The organism is Krasilnikovia sp. MM14-A1259 (genome assembly GCF_047159535.1).
In the GTDB taxonomy this organism is placed as follows: Bacteria; Actinomycetota; Actinomycetes; order Mycobacteriales; family Micromonosporaceae; genus Actinoplanes.
Genome location: NZ_BAAGAJ010000002.1, coordinates 6281734 through 6302564, shown reverse-complemented (window position 1 = coordinate 6302564; position 20831 = coordinate 6281734). Strand labels below are relative to the sequence as shown.

Sequence of the window (20831 nt, the reverse complement as noted above, 5' to 3'; positions counted from 1 at the left end):
CTCTAGCTGCGAGAACGGGTTGATAGACAGCCACTTCAGGTACGGGCGTAGCTCTCGGAGTAGGTCGGACCGGTGATCTGCAGGGTGTTGGCTGAGCAGGTGTATGACTCTGCTCCGTCGCGGAAGTACGAGATGGGGGTGGGGCTGCCGACCTGGGTGCCGTTGCGGAACATGGTTTCGTCGCCGGCTTTGTCGCTGGGCGAGTGGTGGATCTTGTTGTTGTCGGCGGAGCAGTCGAATTGGGCCGTTCCGTTGTAGAGCACCTCCCACATGGCGTTGTCGTCGCTTGCCGTGCCGCGTACGGAGTAGTCGGTGTAGGTGACGCTGCCCACGCCGCTGCTGCCGTAGACGCGGGTTTTCCGTCCGGCCCAGTACGACAGTTTGTCCGGTAGGGTGTCGTCGATGGCCCTGTACTCGTGACCGCTGGTCATCCGCCACTGGCCGACTATGCGGGGCGTGTTTGGTCCGGTGCCGCGGGTCGGGTTGGTCCGCTGGGTCGGTGTCGGTGTCGGTGTCGGTGTGGCGCTGGGTGAGGTCGTGGGTGACTTGCTGGCCCCATGGGGCTCGGTGTGCGTGGGAGAGGGTGACGTCGAGGCCCCCGTCGACGGTGACGGCGACCAGCCCACGAAGGGCAGCACATCCCCGGATCCGGTGACGGTCGGGCCGGGCGTGGGCCCCAGCCAGGCGGCAGTGGCGGGTCCTCGCCGGGACCGTTTCTCCACGTGCCCACCATCGCTCCGCAGGCGACCAGGAGCACTGCCGCGGCCGCGGCAGCGATGATGAGGAGCCCGCGCCGCCGACCGGGCGAACGCTGGTCGAACAATCTGCTGAACAACCGCCCGGACGTTGCGGAGGCGATCAGGGCGGCAGCTGCGTTGGCTTGCCAGCTTGCGGGACCACCTTCCCGGTTCCCCGGTGACCGTAGCTGCCGACCACCCGTCAGAACGCTGCGAACGCCCGGTGGGTCGTGCCCGCGCATGGAATTTGCGAATGACCGTCCAGTTCCGGAACCGACCTAACAAGGGCATGTCGCCATTCCATCCTGCACCGGCTCCCTTTTAGCGCTGCGGGCGCCTCGGCTGGCGGTGCGGTGCCACGGATGGGTGGTGTCGCGAGAAACCCGCCCATATCGAACCTCCAAACTGGGATCCGGAGTGGTAAACCTGCAGTTGGCGAAGGTACTCCCCACGCACGCGGGGGTGTGCCGTGGTCGCATGAGCCGCCTCGGAGACGTGCTCGGTCCTCCCCACGCACGTGGGGGTGTGCCGAGACGCTGATCCTGGCCGAGGATCGCGGGTACGTCTTCCCCACGCACGTGGGGGTGTGCCGGCGCACGAGGTGGTCGGAAGGCTGGCCGAGTCGTCCTCCCCACGTACGTGGGGGTGTGCCGCTGACGCGGCTCGCCCGCGCGGCCTGGCGCGCCTCCTCCCACATACGTGGGGGTGTGCTGCGGCCGAACGGCTCACCGAGGCCGGTATGACCGCGGGCGCCGCGTTCCTTGCGCACGTGGGGTGTGCCGGTGACTGGCAGAGTCTGGCTGGAGCCGGGAACGTCCTGCCCACGCATGTAGGGGTGCGTCGATACGTCAGTCTCTCACTCTCTACCGACTGTGGTAACCGGCCGCCGGATGCTGACGATGGTGTTGGTCCAGGCGCTTACGGGCGACACCTTCACGTGATCACCGGTGTGTGGTGCTTTGGACGAGGTACTGCTTGCCGTCTGCGCCGACGCCGATGTACATGCCGACGTGGCGGGGTTGTTCGCCGAGCCGAGTGAGCCGGGGATGAAGATAAGGTCACCGGGCTGCATTGCGGCCAGACCGGGCACGGCCACCCCGGTCTTGACTTGGTCGAAGGTGACCCGGGGGATGGCCACTCCGGAGGCGGCCCAGGACTGTTGCATGAGGCTGGAGCAGTCCCAGGCGTTCGGGCCGTTGGCGCCGAACACGTATGGCTCGCCGAGCTGGGCGAGCGCGAACGCCACCGCGGTGCGGGCCTGCCCGCCGGTGGGCAGCTGCAACCCGGCGGGTACTCCCCCGCCGCCGTCGAGGCCGGCGCCTGGGCCGTCGGAGCACACGACCTGTTGCCGGTCGCAGCGTTGTGCACGCTCCGTAGCCGATCCATAAGGGATACTGAAGCGAACAGCGTCAGTCATCCGCCACGTGGCCGAATAGCTCACCTGCCCAGGCGCGGCAAGAAGTTCGGAACCTTCACGGGGCAAGCAGTTCGCCAACGCGTGCACCAAATCCGGTCAGCCCGGTCCCCGGACGGCCCTGGCTCGCGCGGCCGGCGGGCCACCAGCCACCGCGACATCGGACTCATCCACGCCCTGGTCCAAGGAACGAGATCAGCCAGATGGCAACAGGAGCCCAGGCTGCGGGAGGGCGGGAAACCGGGGCGGAACACTCCACTCGCCCGGTGTTGACAGATCCACCTCGCCGCCGGAGAACGCCGCGTTGGCGAAGTCCACCTCGCTGCCGGAGAACGCCGCGTATTCGAAGCCCACCTCACCGCCGGAGAACGCCGCGTTGGCGAAGTCCACCTCGCCGCCGGAGAACGTCGCGCGGTAGAAGTTCCCCCTGCCGCCGGAGAACGTCGCGTATTCGAAGCCCACCTTGCCGCCGGAGAACTTCGCCAACGCGAAGTCCACCTTGCCGCCGGAGAACGTCGCGTATTCGAAGCCCACCTCGCCGCCGGAGAACTTCGCGTTCGCGAAGCCCACCGTGCCGGCGGAGAGCGTCGCGTTGGCGAAGCTCGCCTGGCCGCCGGAGAACGTGCCGAAGCGGAAGTCCACCGTGCCGCCGGAGAACGCCGCGCCGCGGAAGTCCACCGTGCCGGCGGAGAACCTCGCGTACGCGAAGCCCACCTCGCCGCCGGAGAACGTCGCGTTCGCGATGTCCACCGCACCGCCGGAGAACCTCGTGTTGGTGAAGTTCACCGCGCCGTCGGAGAACGTCGCGTAGCGGAATTCTGCCGTGCCGGCGGAGAACGTCGCGCCGGTGAAGTTCACCTTGCCGCCGGAGAACTTCGCGTTGGTGAAGTTCACTGTGCTACCGGAGAACGTCGTCAACGCGAAGTCCATCGTGCCGCCGGAGAGCGTCGCGTTGGTGAAGTTCACTGTGCCGCCGGAGAACTTCGCGTTGGTGAAGTTCACTGTGCTACCGGAGAGCGTCGCGTTGGCGAAGTTCACCTTGCCGCCGGAGAACGCCGCGAAGCGGAAGTCCACCGTGCCGCCGGAGAACACCGCGTTGGCGAAGTCCACCATGCCGCCGGAGAACGCCGCGCCGCTGAAATCGCCGCCATCGAAGGTCGCGCCGGTGAAATCGAAATCGTGTTCCTGCCAACTGTGGGGATGTTTCGTGCGTAAGTGGTCACGGATGATCCGGATAATGGTGTGCCGGACCTGGCGTTCCTGGCGACGGTCTCGGTCGGAAGCTCCCGCATTGGGCAATGCGCTGGTTTGCGGCGGGACCGCGGGGCGTGGCCGCATCTGGTCGCGCAGCAAAGGGCGTGGGACTCGATGCTGCTTCGCAGGAAGCGTTTCGTCCTCTGGTGCGGTGTAGGGCATTCGTAGGTAAGCGCAGAGCACGTCGATGCAGGTTTGCCGACCAGCGACCCAGTCGTCGGCGAGGGCCGCGACCGCGTAAACGCCGGCCAGGCGGACAGCGGCCTCGCCCGAACCCAGCAACTCCGCAGCCTTGGCAAACCGGTCGGCGAACAGCTTGGTGTCTTCACGACGGTCGGCTGATTCGCCCAGATGCTGACGCCGGTAGCCCACCGTCAACGCCACCACACCACCAATACCCGCAACCAACGCCAGCACGATCTTCATCGCGTCGAACGTGTTCGACACCGTCCAGCCCACTTCGACAGCAGGAGCTGGCAACGGCGTACGCGATCCCGGACCGCTCCCTGGAACTGGCGAGACGCTGACCGGCCCCGACGGCGATGACGCGGACGACCCGGTCAGCGGCGGTCGCCCCAACTCCGACCACAGCACGAACCCTGCGCCGACCGCCACCAGGAAGGCCAAGACCAGCATCAGCGCCACGTGCAGGTACAGCGGCAAGCGCGGACCGCCCGACCGCCGCGAGGAAGGGGTGGGCTTCCGACCCGAGTCGCCGATCACAACCTCCGAAGTGCAGTAAAGCAGGCCTAAGCGACAATCAGGTCTAATTTAGCTTCCCCCTTCAAGTTGCCCGGCATCTGATACGACCAATCCGCGGATCGCGTGGGCAACGGTCGCCGAGATGCGGCGACGAGCGGTCCCACCAGGACAGCCGACGCACCTGATCCGCGGTGCCCACCAGCGACCCGAAAGCCATCCCCGAGCCAAGTCAGTCCGTGGTTGATCTTCAGAGCGGTACCCCGGGAGGCGGTGCAGGCGGTGGTCGAACTGATCGCCTCACTCGGCGCAGCGTGACGGCGAGGTCAGGTCAAGAGCCGGCACCGGCGAAGGGGGGTGCCAGTAGCTTCCAGCGAAAAACAACGCCGCCCCGGCCCGGCCGTTGCCGCCGGAATTGTTGCCCCGCTCACCGCTCTCGTCCTGCACTACGGCGTGGGGCTCGCCCTTGGCATGTTCGGTCCGGACGTCTGGGTCGCCAACTCGCACTGGTTTCTGGCTGCGATGGTCCTGGGCGGACCGCTCGGCCTGGTGGGCGCGATCGCTCGCCGGCGGGATGGGTGGGGGCTGACGGCACGTGTTGTTGTCCCGGTCGGGGCCGTGCTCGAGCCGTTCTACCTCGGTCGGTTCACCACCCCCGCGATTTGCCCTGGCCGGACCGGGTGGCGGCCATCGGCAGCGGATTGGTGCTGGTGACAGCCGGAGTTGCGGGCTGCTTTCTGGTCCTCGCCACTGGTAGGAGGCGGCAGGCAACACATGGGCGACGTGCTACCGCCGAGCCGTGAGCCCGGTGTCTCTGTGGTTCGGGGAAACAGACAGGACAGCGTCCCCGTCTTGATCAGGAACCGGTACGCAGTCACGCGCCCAAACTCACGACACCTCAATACTCGACGCCATCAGTAAAGCTCGGCTCGGCGCTGGTCGCAGGTTCGCGGCATGACCGATGCCGGGGGCATCTGCACGGGGGTGGTCGCTGGTGCAGCAGCCGGCCGGGCACCGACTGGGCTGGCGCACGCACGGCCGGCGAATGTTGGTGGAGAGGGCCTGGCATGGCACGAGCCGCCCGGCGTGGTGCCGGGCGGCTCGTGGTGCGAATGTTGCCTGCGGGTCAGGCGATTTTGACGTTGAAGATGGGGTTGGCGGCGAGCTTCTTGAATGCGGCGAGGTTGCCCGGCGTGCTGTCGATGCTGATGTCGCGGTCGCCTTGGTCGTCGTGCTTGGTGTCGAAGTACACGATGGCCTTGATGTTCGGGCGCTTGGCCAGCTCCGGCAGGACGCTGTTGTAGCCGGCGGACTTGTCGACGGGGTGGCCGATGCGGTGGTAGACGCCCCACTCGGCGATCATGATCGGCTTGCTGGCGTGGTGGGTGGTGGCCCAGTCGTACCAGCCCAGGCCCTTGCCGCCCGACGCTTTGCGGTCGAGCAGGTCGGCGAACTGGCCGTAGTGGTAGTAGCCCTTCTCGGCGGAGACGTAGGAGTCCAGGCCCATCCAGTCGACGACGTCGTCGCCGGGGTAGAGGTCCTTCCACCAGGACTGGGCCATCCACTTCTCGTTGCCCATGTAGGCGAGGACGTTGACCGCGTTGGTCACACCGTGCGCGCGCAGGCGGGTGATGGTGTGGCGGTACATGGCGGCGAAGTCCTTGGCTTCCATGCCGGAGCCCTTGCGGGCGATGACGTCGTTCTCGGGTTCGTGGTTGAGGACCAGGTAGAACTTCTGCGGGTAGGTGGTTTTGATCCGCTGGGCGAATGCGTCGATGCGCTTGTCCTGCTGTCCGGCGGCGACCTTGGCCCAGGTGGAGCCGTAGGCGATCTTCCAGTTGACCAGCAGGACGCGGGGGTGGGCGGGGTCGGTGGTCATCGCGATCTCGCTGTTGGTGGGGAAGACTTCGTCGCCCTTGTGGTAGGTGTGGAAGATCGACGCGTCGCGGCCGGACAGCTTCTCCCACTTCTTCAGTTCGGCGTCGCGGGGGGCGGTGGTGAAGCCGCCGGCGGCGGCGCCCCACAGGACTCCGCAGGAGGGGACGAGCTTGTTGTTGGTGACGCAGGTCTTGGTCTTGGCCTTCGCGGTTGCCGGCGCGGCGGGCGCGGCGTGGGCGGCGCTGGCGGCGCCGATCACGGCGGTGGTGCCGGCCAGCAGCGCGCCGACCATGGTCACGACCTTCTGAACCTTGCGACCCAAAGCGAATCTCCCTCGTTTGCCCGGCCACGTCGCCGGTCACATGAAGAAGATTCGGTGTCGGGGGGAGCGCCCCTGGGTCCTGGAAGGTTTCCTAACGGTTGCAGCTCATACCTTTGTCTTGGATGGCGCTGCGGCCGGCCGATAAGGCCCCCCGGGATGCCAGGCGGGCATCGCAGCCGGCCCCGTTTGGGTAGGCGTCACCGTGACGCTTAACACTCGGGAGGGCCCGCCATCGGGTGGGGGCGCCTCCGCATGGGTACAGCGTTATCGCCGGTTGGTCACGGACGTCTTCAGCTGGGTCGTGATGACGGCGCCGGGGGGAAGCGGTGAGGTGTCGGCGTGCCGGTGACGGCACCCGGTGTGCAGCTCAGCAGGTCCGTCTTGGCCGGGTAACCCACGAGCAACCAGTACCGGCCGGCGGGCAGTTCGATGGGCTGGTAGTGATCCTCGGCGACCACGACCTTCCAGCCGAGCGGGGTCACGTTCTGGTGGGCGTCCAACCGGGGTGGGGTGTCCGCCGAGCCGATGTAAACGTTGACCTGCGACCCTTTGGGCCCGGAAATGAGGGACCCTCGGGCGAGGTCGTGGACGGTGACGTACAGCGTGCCACCGCTGGTGGTGAAGGTCGCGGCGTCGGGGGCCCAGTCGGTGTTCGACACGCCGAGCTCGGCGCGACTGGCGGGGGTGCCGCCGCACGGCGGGTCGGGTGACCCGCCGTCGGGGCCGGTGGAGCAGCCGGTGATCGCCGCGAGGGCGATCCCGGCTGCCACCATCGTCGTGCGCCTCAGGAAGCGAGGCATGCGTCGTCGACCTCCACGCGGACCTTGGCCCCGCTGATCCGGATGCTCGGCGATGCCGGCGCCATTGAGGGTGAGGGCGTCCGCGGTGGTGCCGGAGGCCCAGAGGCCGAGCGCCGCATCGACCCGTACGACCATCAGCGCCCCGCACGCCCCCGGACGGCACGGAATCACCACAACGTTTGACCGCTTTATCCATTATGGCTGTTATGACGGTTGACGGAAACCCGGCAGTGCTCGGGGAGCTGACGCATCGTTCCGTGGAACAGAGTTTGATCTTGTCCGTGGCCCGCGGCGAGCAGCTCGACCTGGCCGGCGACGGGCCGGTCGATGAGGCCGCGATGCGGTCCTGGGGCGAGGACCGGACGATCTCGGCCTCGGTGATCCGTGATCTCCTCCGTGGCCGGCTCGTCGCCGATCCCGATCCGCACGGCCTGCGATTGCGCGGGGCCCGGATCGCCGGCCGGATCGACCTGGAGAACATCACCACCAAACTATGGTTGGAGCTGTCGGACTGTTACCTGACTGACGGGGTCAACCTGCGCGATGCCCAGCTGCCCGCGGTTGCTCTGATCGGATGCCGCATCGAGCAACCGGCACACAGCGAAGAAGCCCCAGTGGACGCCATACGCGTGGTCACGTCCATGTTCGTGCTCTCTCAGGCGACGGTCCTCGCCGATAGCGCGGCCGGGGCGGTGAAGGTCACCGACGCACGCGTAGGCATCCTCGATGGTGCCGGGGCGCGGTCGGAGAACACCTCCGGCCCCGCCCTGGTCGCGGAGCAAATACAGGCCAGCCAGGCAGTGGACCTACGCGAACTCGTCGCCACCGGCGTCGGCAAGCGGGGCACCATTTCCCTAGACGGTGCTCGCATCAGCGGTGTGCTGGCCGGCGACGGGGCGCGGTGCGAGAACACCTCCGGCCCCGCCCTGAGCGCCAACAGGATGCAGGTCGACCATGGCGTGTTTCTGCGCGAGCTCGTCGCCACCGGCGCCGGTGAACAGGGGGCCGTCCACCTAAGCGGCGCCCGCATCAGCGGTCAACTGGCCTGCGAGGGGGCACAGTGGAACAACACCTCCGGCCCCGCCCTGAGCGCCGAAAGCATGCAGGTCGACCATGACGCGCTCCTGCGCGAGCTCGTCGCCACCGGCGGCGGCGAACAGGGGGCCATCCACCTGGGCGGCACGCGCATCGGCGGTCAACTGGCCTGCGAGGGGGCACAGTGGAACAACACCTCCGGCCCCGCCCTGAGCGCTGCACGGCTGCAGGTCACCCAGAGCGCGCTCCTGCGCGAACTCGTCGCCACCGGCGCCGGTGAACAGGGCACCATCGACCTGAGCGGTGCTCGCATCGGCGGTCAACTGTTTTGTCCCGGGGCGCGGTGGGAGAACACCTCCGGCCCCGCCCTGGTCGCCGACGGCCTGCAGGTCGACGACAGCGTGTTCCTCAACGACAGGTTCGTCGCCACCGGCGCCGGCGAAGGGGGCACCGTCCGCCTGCCCGGTGCTCGCATCAGCGGTGTGCTGGCTTGCGCTGGGGCGCGGTGGGAGAACACCTCCGGCCCTGCCCTGGTCGCCGACAGTTTGCAGGTCGACCAGGGCGTGTTCCTCAACGACGGGCTCGTCGCCACCGGCGCCGGCGCACAGGGCACCGTCCGCCTGCCCGGTGCTCGCATCAGCAGTCAACTGGCCTGCGAGGAGGCGCTGTGGGAGAACACCTCCGGCCCCGCCCTGGTCGCCGACAATATGCAGGTCGACCATGCCGTGCTCCTGCTCGGGCTCGTCGCCACCGGCGCCGGCGAGGAGGGGGCCATCCACCTGAGCGGCGCCCGCATCGGCGGTGTGCTGGCCTGCAATGGAGCGCGGTGGGAGAACACCTCCGGCCCCGCCCTGGTCGCCCACAGCATGCAGGTCGACCAGAGCGTGTTCCTACACCACGGGTTCGCCGCCACCGGTGGCGGCGAACGTTCCGTTTTGAACCTGGCGGGCGGACGGATCGGGGGCGAACTCTGGCTCGACGTCCAACAGGTCTCCCGTACCGCGGTGCCTCCAGGTCCGCTGGTGCACCTGGACGGTCTCACCTACACCGGGCTACCCCAACCCGCGTCAATGCAGGACTGGCGGGACCTGCTGCGCAATCACACTCCCGGCTATGCGGCCCAGCCCTACCAGCACCTCGCCGCCGCCTACCGCGCCGCTGGCCACGACCGCGACGCCCGGGACATCCTCATCGAGCAACGCCGTGACCAACTCCGCCGCACCGGAACCACCCGCCGTGAACGCGCCTGGGGCCGGATCACAGACATCACCCTCGGCTTCGGCTACAAGCCCTGGCGCGCGCTGTACTTCCTCATCGCCGCCCTCGCCGTCGCCGTCGCCGTCGCCGGCGGCCACCACGGCGGCCTCGAAATCCCCAAAACCACTGCCGCTGCCGCAACGGCCGCAGCGGGTGAGGCCTGCCCCTTCATCGATCAAGTCGGGGTTGGCCTCGACCCTCGGCACACCCCTGCTCAAAACCGGTGCCAGTGAACGCTGCAAACCCACCGCCACGGCCGTCGGGCAAACCGTGACCGTCTCCGGCTGGACGCTGCAACTCATCGCCTGGATCTTCGCCACCCTGTTCGTCGCAGGCTTCACCAGCGCGGTCCGCAAAACCTGACCCCACGCGCCCATCCCGGGTCAGCCGAGGCTGGCTCGACCGTCCCCGCCCACCGGCTCGGCACCCCGACTCAGGCAGGCGCGGGCGGCGTGAGCGGGCTCGGACGTGACCGGACGCGGGTCGCTGTGAGTCTGACCCCCGACGGCCGACGGCGTGGTCGCCCTCTTGATTGACCCCGCCCGGTCACGGTCGTACATCACCATGCCCCCCACCACGGCGCGAGCGAATGGATGACCGGCAGCCGAGCCCCGGCCCGCCCCTTCCGGCATCACCCGGAACCTGGCGAACACGACCACCCCACACGATCAGCACCACCGCGTTGCGGTGGCACTACCTACTTGCCCAGCGGCAGCCCACACCCCGAACGAAACCGGCCAAACCCCGCGCCTTGACCGGCCCCGCTCCTTCATGGATGACTCGCTTGTACGCCTCCCACACCAGACTCTTCGGAATATCAAACGGCTTGTCCTGTGGACCTGACATGCTCACCCGTGTCATCCCAGACTTTCGTCCGGTTGTTCGTGTAAACAGATCCCGATGAGCCGGCCCCTTCGCTCCACGCCCATTACAGGCGCTTCCCCGCTACTACGGGCCGGTCCGCCAGCGGGTGCCGCATCGGTACTCAACGCCTCACGATTTCCGTTGCGCCGCGCGCTCCCTCTCGCCGTCCCGCAGCTCACCGAGGCACGGCGGCCGTATCGGCACTCGCCTTCCCACGTTCCGTGCAGATGCCGCAGACCGGACTCGCGCCGCCTCCATGCCGGACACCGCCTGGCCAATAGACGGGCACCCGCCAGGCTCATCCCGGCGCCATTTAACCGCCCCGGTTTCGATGTCATCTTCTTGTTTCGACACGTCATCAGCGGTTCGCTCACCCTCGCCTTCCCGGTCCCCACCTGACGCGCTCATAGGCGCGCCTTTCCTCAACGCTCACCACGACGGTCTTCAGCCAACGCAGCTTGAGGTGGTTTGACGCCTCCCCCCGAAGGGCGACGCCGAAGGGCCAGAACCTTCATCATCCACACAGCACCGCATCAAATGAGGTTTACCTACATAACCCTCACCTTCTGCGCTCGTCCTTTGGACTTCGATCGGGTTGGGCCGGTCGTACGGCGAGGAGTTGCCGCCATGGTCCCGGGCCGATGTGGTGGCGCTGCTTCGGGGTTGAGAAAGACCTCCGGTACAGCGGTTAGCGGTAGCGGTGATCTTGTCCGTTAGGCGATCCATCAACGGACGCAAAGTGCCGGTTGTGCATCGGACTTCGATCTGCGGAAGCTGTTCCCGGTGCAGCTCAGCGACCCGGAGCAGAACACCGCGCGGGCGATCTTCAATCAGCGGATGGCGAGTGAGGTGGACCTGGAGGCCGTCGACGTCTTCGCAGCATTGGAGCCGCTGGGCGCCGCCGGTCAGGTCCAGGTCTTCATGGCGCTGTTCTGGACGTTCGGGGCCAAGGTCGGCGCGATGAAGCAGCGAACCGGCATCGAGTAGAGGCACATGCAGGAAGGGGGCTCCCACCCCAAGATGCCATTGCCCGGTCAGTACTGGATTCCTTCGCCGGCATCCATGCCGTCGTCGGAGACCCACGCCCGCCACGTCAGTGCCAGCCACTGCAGGCCGGTCGGACGCCACCCCGTCGTAACGAATTCGCGAGCCGCCTGCCGGGCGATGGCCGGCCTGACCCGGGTCAGTGCTGGCGGGTGGTAGACCACCGAGCCCGCCACCTCTTCGAAGGCGATCCGCGGCCCGGACACGCCGACGTCCACCTCGTACCCGAACACCATGCCTGTTTCGCTGGTGAAGTGGACGAACGACCGCTCGGGATGCCCGACCCCGAGCACGACGCCGAGGGGCTCCCCGTTCTCACCCAGGCGGGACACCTCGACGTCGCAGGCGAGGCCGCGGTCGCCGCGGTCGGCGGCAACCCGGTCCAGCAGCACGTCGAGCTCATCCACGCTGGACAGCGTGGTCTCGGGCGTGCCTGGCCAACGGATCCGGTATGGCACGAACAAAGCCTATATTCCGGGTGTTGCCTAGGCTAACCTGCACCGCGCCCTGCGCGAACCGCTGACGGCGCTTGAGACATCGGAACGGAAACTGGCGCCAAGGGGTGATCTTGGCTTTTCCCCGGTGGATCAGTGCCCGTCCAAGGGCTACCAGGCTCGCCGCGCCCCACAAACCTCCATGCTGCTCATGCCTGTCATCCTCTCGCACCAGCGGCCGGGGGCGCTGCCCGGCGCCGGTCGACGTCGTCGCGCACAGCCTTGCCCAGCGCCGCGGCGTCGTCGGCGAAGTCGTCGGGGCGGTGTCGGGTCGGCTCGTGGTGCAGGCCGCATTTCGCCGTGGTGGCCTCCTTGGCAAGCCGTCGGATGACGCCGGGCAGCCACCGGTTGTGCCATTCCCCGGCGCCGGCGGGGGTGCCCGTGCCGGTCCCGTACAGCCGGTACCACTCCTGGCACAGCCAGCCCAGCTCGGCGACCGCATGGGGATGCCGCCGCCAGCAGGACGGGATGCAGGGGTGCCGGCCGGTGTCACCGACCGCGCCGCACACGCCGGTGAGGACGTCGCGGACCCACTCGATGAGCGTGGTCCACGCGGCCGCGGCGGCGTCGCGGTCCATGCCGGCCAGGTCCCCACGGCGGCGGCTACCCAGCATGAACAGGGCCTTGCCACGGACAGGCGGGGCCGTCTTCGCACCGCGATTGGGCTCTCGGTGCGCGGTGCACCACCCGGTGCGCCAATTGATGGGCCGTAATGAGCGGCGCCACCCCGGAGGCAGTTGAGAGGGGCTGGGCTTGACCCGTTTCAGCGGACAGGGTCGATGTGTTGATCTTATCTAGGCGGCCTGGGCTGCTGGTTGATGGCAGTGGGTCGCTTCGTATTCGGCGGGGCTGAGGTAGCCGAGGGTCGAGTGCCGGCGGCGGGTGTTGTACCAGCCTTCGACGTATTCGAAGATTGCTTGTCGGGCTGCGGCGTGGGTGGGCCACGGCTGTCGGTGCAGCAGCTCGGTCTTGATGGTGGCGAAGAACGACTCGGCGACCGCGTTGTCCCAGCATTGCCCTCGCCTGCTGTTCGAGAGCCGTACCCCGTGCCGTGCGGCGAGGCGGGCATGCTGAGCGCTGGTGTATTGGCAGCCGCGGTCGGCGTGGAACACCAGCCCACGGGCGGGTCGGCGCCGGGTCAGGGCGTCGGTCAGGGCGGCGTCGACGAGGTCGGTCTTGAGGTGGTCGGCGACGGCCCAGCTCACGACCCGGCGTGAGGCCAGATCGATGACGGTGGCCAGATACAGCCAGCCCTGCCACGTGTTGATGTAGGTGATGTCGCCGCACCAGCGGCTATCTATCGCGGCCGGGTCGGTGGCGAAGTCGCGTTGCACCAGGTCGGGCCGGGCTGCCGCGGCCGGATCCGCGATGGTGGTGGTCCGCCACCGGCGCGGACATCTGCCCCGGATTCCAGCGGTGCGCATCAGCCGGGCGACGCGTTTACGGCCGTGCCGTAGCCCGTGGGCGGCGAGCTCGGCGTGGACCCGCGGCGCTCCGTACGTGCCCCGAGATTGGGCGTGCACGACGGTGATCTTCTCGACCAGTACCTGGTCGACGCGGTCCCGGTCGCTCTGCTGGTCGCTGGTGTGCTGGTAGTAGGCGGACCGGGAGACCTGCATCAGCTCGCACGCACGCTTGACGTTGTGCTTGCCGGCCTGCTCCGCCTCGATGAACGGGTACACGTTCACCGGGTCTCGTTGGCGAAGAAAGCCGTGGCCCGCTTGAGAATGTCAACGTCCTCGCGCAACCTACGGTTCTCCCGCCGCAGCGCGGCGAGTTCGGCCCGCTCATCCGAGGTCAGCCCGTCAGTGCGGGCCCCGGTGTCGAGGTCAGACTGCTTGACCCAGTCCCGCACCGCGGTCTCGGTCAGATCGAAATCCTGACTGACCTGCCGAATCGTGCGGTCCCCGCGCTGACACAACTCGACGATCTCGGCCTTGAACTCCGGCGTGAACGACCGACGAGGCCGAGGCCGTTTCTTACCCATGCTCTCCATGATGCTGGACATCCTCCCGGAGCCGACCAGGCTCCTGATCTCGGATGTCCGTCAAAGCGGGGCAGGCCCAGGCGGCTCGTGACGGTCCATCATGCGGCGGCGATCAGCAGCGGCTGACACCACAGACAATCGGCGGCGAGGCTCAACCCCACCTCATGCCGAGCTCCGGCTCCACTACCGATGAGGGATTTGAGCGACAGGCCCGGCTGTCGCTCAACAGGACAGGCGGGGCCTCTTCGCACCAAGATAGGATTCCTGTGACTACAGTGGCTAGTTGGCCCGCCTCACGCCTTCTGAGCTCGCCCCTTGGAGGCGACTTCAACGCTTGATTGGCCCGTTCTGCAAGAGTTGGTTGGCCACTCTGTGGTTGATCAGGGCCGTGGGCGTGGGCAGTAGTCGTGACGGGCGAAACCGGAATCTGGTCACTTTGGTGATCGGCGTGGTCCGAAGTGAGTCTCCCGCGGACTACGGTGCGTCACCGACAAGCCGGGAGGACGCACGCGGAATTAGATCCGGATGTCCGACGTCATCTCTACCGAAGGGTTAGCCGATGTTCCGGGGCATGTACCCGAGAACAAGGCGATCCATTGCCTGCGGCATGAGGCCGAACGTAGCAAGCCGATCGACCACGACGTACAACTCCGCATGATCGTCGATGCCGAGAAACGCAGACGCGCAGGTTCCACCGGCCAACTCGCCGACAGGAGCGATATCACGGCCGATGCTCCGGCCCCATTCGATGAATCGGTCGGCTTCGCCAGCGCATTCGGTCGGTTCGAGAGTGAAGGGCTCGCGGGCGCGGGTGACGCCAAGACCGCCAGCAGGAACGTCGATGCCTCCGAACTCGGCAAGGAACCGGAGAGCGATCGAGTGCAGAGGCGGGAACCCGTCCGCGGCCAATTCGGCCTCCCACCGCGCGGTGTCGACAGCACGGTCGGGGTGCCACCCGGCTGCTTCCAAGACCTTGCGGGTTTGCTGGCGAAGGCCGTTTGGGTCGTCCATGGCAGCGACGGTAAGGCAGGCGCTGGCAAGCCGCGAACCAATCCTCGAGCTCAAACTTGTCGACCAGGTGCCGGCGCACTGCCCTCGGCACGACCGTGCACCCACCGCGAGGTCGGCCGTGACGGTCCGTAGCGCGCGTCTCGCGGCCAGATGAGTGCGGTCACCGGCTCGAATGTGCTGTGAAATCTCCCGCGTACTCATCCGATTCGACGCTCGCGCCCATCCGTGCGAGAAGTTGGATCTGCTCACGGCTCAGCCACCAGCTCATCGCGTTGTACCCGCCGTCTGGATCGTCGAACCAGCGAACCATCATCAGGCCTGCCTCAACGTCGCCGCTGTCAACGAGGGCTCGCACCCGATCAGCGGCGGGCGCGATGCGCGCAAGAACGGTGGACGCTTGCTCGTCGATCCGTCCGTGCGTCTCACAGAGGATCTCCCACCGATGAGCGGCAGGGACCAGGCCTGGCGACGTCCGACGGCTTCCCATTACGGCAGTTCGATCCGGTTCAAGCCCGAGAAGTTCCGTGATCTGTTCGGCCGCCACCGCCTCGCTGGCCAGCCAGAAGTAGCAGTACTGCTGAACCTTCCACGGTGCGTCCATCATGTGCGCCAACCTAGGCGTTCGGATGTGCAGACGTGCACTCAATTCGGCATGAGCGCGCATCGTTGGGAACCCTGGTCGACTACTTACCGTAGCCGCCGCCTGCTCGTCGACGGTCATGGCGGGCCAGTTGCGGCCCGTCCGCTGGGGTCGTCATCACCGCCAGCATCGACACAGGCGGCGGCTCGGTTCTGCCGGCGAGTCCAGGTGGCCAACTAACCATTGCAACGGCCAACTATCCGTTGCAGTCACAACTCGCCCGTGCCAGGTTCCCCACCAGGAGTTATGCTCACGGATTAGTACACATGTGGATCTACTCGGGTTTCTGTGGGTCAGCTGAGCTCAATTCAACACGGCGGACATAGCTAACGGCGGTCGCCGCCCACAGTAAACCCCAGACCAGAAACAGTGGCGACCACAGAAACAGGTCCCAGAACGCAGTTCGGGCAAGTTCTCCGGTCAACAGCCACCGCACGTCCCCTGAACCCGCCACCACGGCCCGCAGCACCATCAACAGGGACAGCGGCCACAACGTGTACCGCACGATCCACACCGGTAAAGTGCGCCGCCACGGCCGTACCGTCGCCAAGGCAAGCAAGACACCCGCCAGCGCCAGGACCAACGTGACTGCATCGGCCACCACGAACCAAGGATCCGCCGTGTGCGTCCGGGCCTTGTCGATCATCGACTGAGGCAGCGGCGCTATGTTCCACAGTGCGGTTCCACCGAACACCCAGTAGGCCTTGGGCCTGCCCCGCTTTGACGGACATCCGAGATCAGGAGCCTGGTCGGCTCCGGGAGGATGTCCAGCATCATGGAGAGCATGGGTAAGAAACGGCCTCGGCCTCGTCGGTCGTTCACGCCGGAGTTCAAGGCCGAGATCGTCGAGTTGTGTCAGCGCGGGGACCGCACGATTCGGCAGGTCAGTCAGGATTTCGATCTGACCGAGACCGCGGTGCGGGACTGGGTCAAGCAGTCTGACCTCGACACCGGGGCCCGCACTGACGGGCTGACCTCGGATGAGCGGGCCGAACTCGCCGCGCTGCGGCGGGAGAACCGTAGGTTGCGCGAGGACGTTGACATTCTCAAGCGGGCCACGGCTTTCTTCGCCAACGAGACCCGGTGAACGTGTACCCGTTCATCGAGGCGGAGCAGGCCGGCAAGCACAACGTCAAGCGTGCGTGCGAGCTGATGCAGGTCTCCCGGTCCGCCTACTACCAGCACACCAGCGACCAGCAGAGCGACCGGGACCGCGTCGACCAGGTACTGGTCGAGAAGATCACCGTCGTGCACGCCCAATCTCGGGGCACGTACGGAGCGCCGCGGGTCCACGCCGAGCTCGCCGCCCACGGGCTACGGCACGGCCGTAAACGCGTCGCCCGGCTGATGCGCACCGCTGGAATCCGGGGCAGATGTCCGCGCCGGTGGCGGACCACCACCATCGCGGATCCGGCCGCGGCAGCCCGGCCCGACCTGGTGCAACGCGACTTCGCCACCGACCCGGCCGCGATAGATAGCCGCTGGTGCGGCGACATCACCTACATCAACACGTGGCAGGGCTGGCTGTATCTGGCCACCGTCATCGATCTGGCCTCACGCCGGGTCGTGAGCTGGGCCGTCGCCGACCACCTCAAGACCGACCTCGTCGACGCCGCCCTGACCGACGCCCTGACCCGGCGCCGACCCGCCCGTGGGCTGGTGTTCCACGCCGACCGCGGCTGCCAATACACCAGCGCTCAGCATGCCCGCCTCGCCGCACGGCACGGGGTACGGCTCTCGAACAGCAGGCGAGGGCAATGCTGGGACAACGCGGTCGCCGAGTCGTTCTTCGCCACCATCAAGACCGAGCTGCTGCACCGACAGCCGTGGCCCACCCACGCCGCAGCCCGACAAGCAATCTTCGAATACGTCGAAGGCTGGTACAACACCCGCCGCCGGCACTCGACCCTCGGCTACCTCAGCCCCGCCGAATACGAAGCGACCCACTGCCATCAACCAGCAGCCCAGGCCGCCTAGATAAGATCAACACATCGACCCTGTCCGCTGAAACGGGTCAAGCCCAGCCTTGAGTAGCCCGTATCCGGCCGTGACTCCCGCTGCCGCGTACCCAGGCCACCGCCTGGTCCCCGACCATGGCCACCGCGCCCGCAGATTCACCGGCGCCACCGTGCCACAGCCGCGCAACGCCGACCCGACCCACACAAACCCGCGTTGTCGCACACACATGTTCGCCGTCTTCCCCGGTTGGCGTACGTACGTCCGCGGAGCCACGCGCACGGGGAGGGAGCGAGATGGCCAGCGCCGAGCGTGCCTGGAGCGGCGCCGGACGCATCACCGGCCCGGCGGACGTCGCCCGGGTGATCGCCGAGGTCAACGCGGCCGGGCTCGGCCGGGACCGCACCGCGGCGCTGGCCCGCAGTGTGGCCACCGCCGACGACGTCGCGCTGACCGGCCCGGACGCCTCCCGGACTCTGCCGGTGCTGCGGGAACTCACCGACCTGTTCCCCATCGGCGGGCTGCGCCGCGGCAGCGTCATCACCGCGACCGGCAGTACGTCGCTGCTCATGGCGTTGATCGCCCCCGTCGTCGCGGCCGGGTCGTGGGCGGCGGTGGCCGGGATCCCGGACTTCAGGGTGCTCGCGGCGATCACGGACTACGGCATCGCCAGTGAACGGCCCTGGTACCCGCGCCCGGCCCGGACTGGCCCACCGCGGTCGCCGCCCTGCTCGACGGCGTCGACCTGATCGTCGCCGCCACCCCGGGCGGACCGCCAGCTGATTCGGTGGTGCGGTCGCTGGCGGCCCGCGCCCGGCAGCGGGGCAGCATCCTTGTCGCGGCGAGTCCGTGGACCGGTACCGACCTCACCGTGGAACTGGTCGACCGGCAGTGGATCGGGTTAGGTGCCGGCCGGGGCCGACTACGCCTTATGCACAGCTCGGTTGCTTCGTATGGTGCTTGAGCTGCGGTTCTGCGTCGTGGACATGCCAACAGAGACACCCGCCAGAGATCACATGGGGCGCCGGGGGCCTTGGGGTCTTGCTGTGGCGGAGCGGTGTCAGTCTTGCTCGGTGAGCCATTGTTCGGCCTGCGCCGCGGCTCGTTCGAGCGGTGCCATGATGGGTCCGTCGTCGGGGACGAGGCCGTTCGGGCCGAGGGCGTTGGCGAGGCCGGTGTTGTGCAGTGTCGCCATCAAGGGAGGGTCGACGCCGGCGAGTATGAGGCGTCCTCCGGCGTGGTTGAGTTCGGTGGCGCGGCGGCGGAGCAGTTTGATCATTCCGGAGGTCGGCACGTCGGGCAGCCCGCGGAGCGACAGGATCAGCACCGGCTGGTGTGCGTCGCCGATGTCGGGCCAGTGTTGGTCGATGCGGGGCAGCTCGGCGAACAGGCTGACTCCCTCGTAGTGCAGCACGGTGACTGATCTCGATGTCAGCCGTGCGGGGACGGGCGCTGGTGTCCACTGGCGGTTGGTGTCGCGGACCAGTGCGACGAGCCGGGCCTGCCGGGCCGCTTGCGCGCAGTAGAGCAGCAGTGACAGCACCGCGGACAGGATGACGGCCTGTTGCAGGGGCAGTTGGGTGGTGGCGAGGAACGTCAGGGCCATCGCCGCGGTCGACAACTTCGAGGTGCGCCAGACGAGAATGACGTCGTGGCGGCGGCCCCAGATCAGTTCCCCGCCCACGACGAGGATGAGCCCGCCGATGACCGGCATCGGGATCCGTTCGGCCAAGGGGGCGCAGGCCAGCACGATGACGGCGAGCCATAGCCCGGAGAAGATCCCTGCCCAGCGGGTGCGTGCGCCGGCGGCGACTGCGACTCCGGTGCGGGACAGGGAGCCGCCGACGGGCAGCGACTGGAACAGCCCGCCGGCGACGTTGGCGGCTCCTTGGGCGAGGAAGTCGCGGTTCATGTCGCTGCGGGAGCCGTCCGGGTTCGGCACGGTCGGTGCGATGCCGGCGGCCTGGGCCAGCGCCACCAGTGCCACGGAGACGGCCCCGCCGACGAGCGTGCCGAACGTCGACCAGTCGGGCATCGTGAGGTGCGGCAGTGAGGCGGGGATGGCCGCGATCCCCTTGACGAGTTCGACGTCGGTGCCGAGTAACGCGACGGCGACGCTCACGACGACCATGGCGACTAGCAGCGCTACCGTCTCCAGTCGGCGTACCGCGTGCGCCAGCGCCCAGACGGCGACCGTGGCCACCGCGACCAGGGTGGTGGCGAGTTGCCATGATCCGATATGTAGCAGCCAGTCTCCGAGCTGCACCAGCTTGTTGTGTCCGTGCGGCTGGTAGCCGGTGGCGTCCTTGAGTACCCCGGTGATGATCTGCAGGGCGATGCCGGTGGAGAAGCCGGTCATCACGGCGTTGGACACGAAGCTCATCACCGCGCCGAGCCGCAACACCCCCATGAGCACCATGACGAGGCCGGTCATGACGGCCAGCAACGCGACGTTGCCCGCGTCTGCCGGGTTTAGCCCGGCCGCGGACAGCACGCTCTGCGACGTCAGTGCGATCGCGCTGGTCAGCGTCGTGACCATGAGGACGGTGCGGGCGGTCAGCGACCCCGCGATGACGGGCAGCACGCCGGAGAACAGGCCTGCGACGGGGTTGAACCCGGCGATCGCCGCGTACGCCATGCCCTCGGGGATGCTGAACAGGCCGGTCACCAGGCCGGCGGAGACGTCCGAACCGGTCGGCCGGGTCAGGGTGGGCCGGCGCATCAGCTTGTCAGGCCGCTGAGGGCGTCGCCAGCGTATTTGGCGCCCAGGACCAGCAGGAGCACGGTCATGATGGCGGTGTTGTGCGCGGCCATCCATCCCTTCCAGTCGGCGAGGGCGTGTGCGGATCGCGGGCCGCCGACGAGATAGACGCCAAGCGGCAGCAGGACGCACAGCGAGCCGATCAGGACCAGCAGCGCGGCGGCGACGGCCTGGGCGCCGTCGGTCGCGCCCGTACCGGCGATGGACACCGCGCCGCCGACGGCGAGGACCAGGTTCTTGGGGTTGGCGACCGCGAGCGCGGCCGCGAGCCCGGCCGATTTCGTGGGAGTGAACTGGTCGATCGCTTGCATCCAGCCCGGCTCGCTGGTGGGCTGCCCGGCGCGTGGCCGGTCGTGGCACTGCTTGGCGCCGAGGGCTAGGAACAGCAGGCCGAGGGCGAGTTTGAGCCACAGCGTCCAGCCGACCGGCGCCCCGCTCGACGCGGCGGCACCGGACCCGATCAGCAGCACCACGGTCACGACCAGCGCTAGCGAGACCAGCCATCCGGTGGTGAAGGCCAGCCCGTTGGCCCGTCCATGCGGGGTGACGAGCATGAGGATCACAGCGATGATGGGTAGCGGGCTGATCGCGATGCCGACCGCTGAGGCCAGCATCTGACCGATCGCGTCACCCATCCCAACCCCGTTCCGGACCCTAGCTGTCGTAAGGGTCATACAT

Annotated in this window: 19 protein-coding genes; 5 read left to right on the top strand and 14 right to left on the bottom strand. The window is 67.9% G+C overall.

Going from position 1 to position 20831, the window contains the following annotated elements:
• Positions 1 to 35: 35 nt before the first annotated feature.
• From ACMCNK_RS28650 to ACMCNK_RS28630, 5 genes are all read right to left on the bottom strand, one after another.
• Complete coding sequence (locus tag ACMCNK_RS28650) at positions 36 to 431, bottom strand: hypothetical protein (RefSeq protein ID WP_412739446.1); 396 nt, start codon at positions 429 to 431, stop codon at positions 36 to 38.
• Positions 432 to 1593: 1162 nt separating this feature from the next.
• On the bottom strand, positions 1594 to 2019 hold the full coding sequence (locus ACMCNK_RS28645; protein WP_412739445.1) for a C40 family peptidase: 426 nt from the start codon (positions 2017 to 2019) through the stop codon (positions 1594 to 1596).
• A 327-nt stretch (positions 2020 to 2346) separates the two neighbouring features.
• A complete protein-coding gene (locus tag ACMCNK_RS28640; protein WP_412739444.1) occupies positions 2347 to 4068 on the bottom strand; it encodes a pentapeptide repeat-containing protein in 1722 nt (573 codons plus the stop codon).
• Between the two features lie 1162 nt (positions 4069 to 5230).
• On the bottom strand, positions 5231 to 6304 hold the full coding sequence (locus ACMCNK_RS28635; protein WP_412739443.1) for a glycoside hydrolase family 26 protein: 1074 nt from the start codon (positions 6302 to 6304) through the stop codon (positions 5231 to 5233).
• Between the two features lie 290 nt (positions 6305 to 6594).
• Positions 6595 to 7104: a hypothetical protein gene (locus tag ACMCNK_RS28630; RefSeq protein ID WP_412739442.1), complete on the bottom strand. Its 510-nt coding sequence runs from the start codon at positions 7102 to 7104 to the stop codon at positions 6595 to 6597.
• 206 nt (positions 7105 to 7310) lie between these two features.
• Here ACMCNK_RS28630 and ACMCNK_RS28625 point away from each other — a divergent pair, with 206 nt between their 5' ends.
• Both ACMCNK_RS28625 and ACMCNK_RS28620 read left to right on the top strand, forming a co-directional pair.
• Positions 7311 to 9629 carry a hypothetical protein gene (locus ACMCNK_RS28625; protein ID WP_412739441.1) on the top strand — a complete coding sequence of 773 codons (2319 nt, stop codon included), beginning with the start codon at positions 7311 to 7313 and terminating at the stop codon, positions 9627 to 9629.
• A 1414-nt stretch (positions 9630 to 11043) separates the two neighbouring features.
• Positions 11044 to 11247: a hypothetical protein gene (locus tag ACMCNK_RS28620; RefSeq protein ID WP_412739440.1), complete on the top strand. Its 204-nt coding sequence runs from the start codon at positions 11044 to 11046 to the stop codon at positions 11245 to 11247.
• A gap of 47 nt (positions 11248 to 11294) precedes the next feature.
• Here the strand turns inward: ACMCNK_RS28620 and ACMCNK_RS28615 are convergent, their stop codons facing one another.
• From ACMCNK_RS28615 to ACMCNK_RS28585, 7 genes are all read right to left on the bottom strand, one after another.
• Positions 11295 to 11762 (bottom strand): Imm1 family immunity protein, encoded by a 468-nt coding sequence (locus ACMCNK_RS28615; RefSeq protein WP_412739439.1) that lies wholly within the window; start codon positions 11760 to 11762, stop codon positions 11295 to 11297.
• Between the two features lie 194 nt (positions 11763 to 11956).
• Positions 11957 to 12412, bottom strand: coding sequence for a hypothetical protein (locus tag ACMCNK_RS28610; protein ID WP_412739438.1), 456 nt, complete (start codon positions 12410 to 12412; stop codon positions 11957 to 11959).
• 180 nt (positions 12413 to 12592) lie between these two features.
• On the bottom strand, positions 12593 to 13486 hold the full coding sequence (locus ACMCNK_RS28605) for an IS3 family transposase (protein ID WP_412739433.1): 894 nt from the start codon (positions 13484 to 13486) through the stop codon (positions 12593 to 12595).
• The gene (locus ACMCNK_RS28600) at positions 13483 to 13785 is read right to left on the bottom strand and encodes a transposase (RefSeq protein ID WP_412739434.1); all 303 of its coding nucleotides are present in this window, start codon (positions 13783 to 13785) and stop codon (positions 13483 to 13485) included. Before ACMCNK_RS28600 ends, ACMCNK_RS28605 begins: the two co-directional genes overlap by 4 nt.
• 552 nt (positions 13786 to 14337) lie before the next feature.
• Positions 14338 to 14796, bottom strand: coding sequence for an SUKH-3 domain-containing protein (locus ACMCNK_RS28595; protein WP_412739437.1), 459 nt, complete (start codon positions 14794 to 14796; stop codon positions 14338 to 14340).
• A gap of 160 nt (positions 14797 to 14956) precedes the next feature.
• Positions 14957 to 15400, bottom strand: coding sequence for a DUF4279 domain-containing protein (locus ACMCNK_RS28590; RefSeq protein WP_412739436.1), 444 nt, complete (start codon positions 15398 to 15400; stop codon positions 14957 to 14959).
• 310 nt (positions 15401 to 15710) lie between these two features.
• Positions 15711 to 16130: a DUF3995 domain-containing protein gene (locus tag ACMCNK_RS28585; protein ID WP_412739435.1), complete on the bottom strand. Its 420-nt coding sequence runs from the start codon at positions 16128 to 16130 to the stop codon at positions 15711 to 15713.
• A 90-nt stretch (positions 16131 to 16220) separates the two neighbouring features.
• On the opposite strand from ACMCNK_RS28585, the gene ACMCNK_RS28580 reads away from it, so the two are divergent.
• The 3 genes from ACMCNK_RS28580 to ACMCNK_RS28570 all read left to right on the top strand — a co-directional run bounded on the left by ACMCNK_RS28580 (position 16221) and on the right by ACMCNK_RS28570 (position 18141).
• A complete protein-coding gene (locus ACMCNK_RS28580) occupies positions 16221 to 16523 on the top strand; it encodes a transposase (RefSeq protein WP_412739434.1) in 303 nt (100 codons plus the stop codon).
• Positions 16520 to 17413: an IS3 family transposase gene (locus ACMCNK_RS28575; RefSeq protein ID WP_412739433.1), complete on the top strand. Its 894-nt coding sequence runs from the start codon at positions 16520 to 16522 to the stop codon at positions 17411 to 17413. Before ACMCNK_RS28580 ends, ACMCNK_RS28575 begins: the two co-directional genes overlap by 4 nt.
• Before the next feature lie 275 nt (positions 17414 to 17688).
• A complete protein-coding gene (locus tag ACMCNK_RS28570; RefSeq protein ID WP_412739432.1) occupies positions 17689 to 18141 on the top strand; it encodes a hypothetical protein in 453 nt (150 codons plus the stop codon).
• Between the two features lie 311 nt (positions 18142 to 18452).
• Here the strand turns inward: ACMCNK_RS28570 and ACMCNK_RS28565 are convergent, their stop codons facing one another.
• Together ACMCNK_RS28565 and ACMCNK_RS28560 are read right to left on the bottom strand one after the other, a co-directional pair.
• Positions 18453 to 20114, bottom strand: coding sequence for a SulP family inorganic anion transporter (locus tag ACMCNK_RS28565; RefSeq protein ID WP_412739431.1), 1662 nt, complete (start codon positions 20112 to 20114; stop codon positions 18453 to 18455).
• Positions 20114 to 20788: a GAP family protein gene (locus tag ACMCNK_RS28560; RefSeq protein ID WP_412739430.1), complete on the bottom strand. Its 675-nt coding sequence runs from the start codon at positions 20786 to 20788 to the stop codon at positions 20114 to 20116. Before ACMCNK_RS28560 ends, ACMCNK_RS28565 begins: the two co-directional genes overlap by 1 nt.
• Between the last annotated feature and the right edge of the window lie 43 nt (positions 20789 to 20831).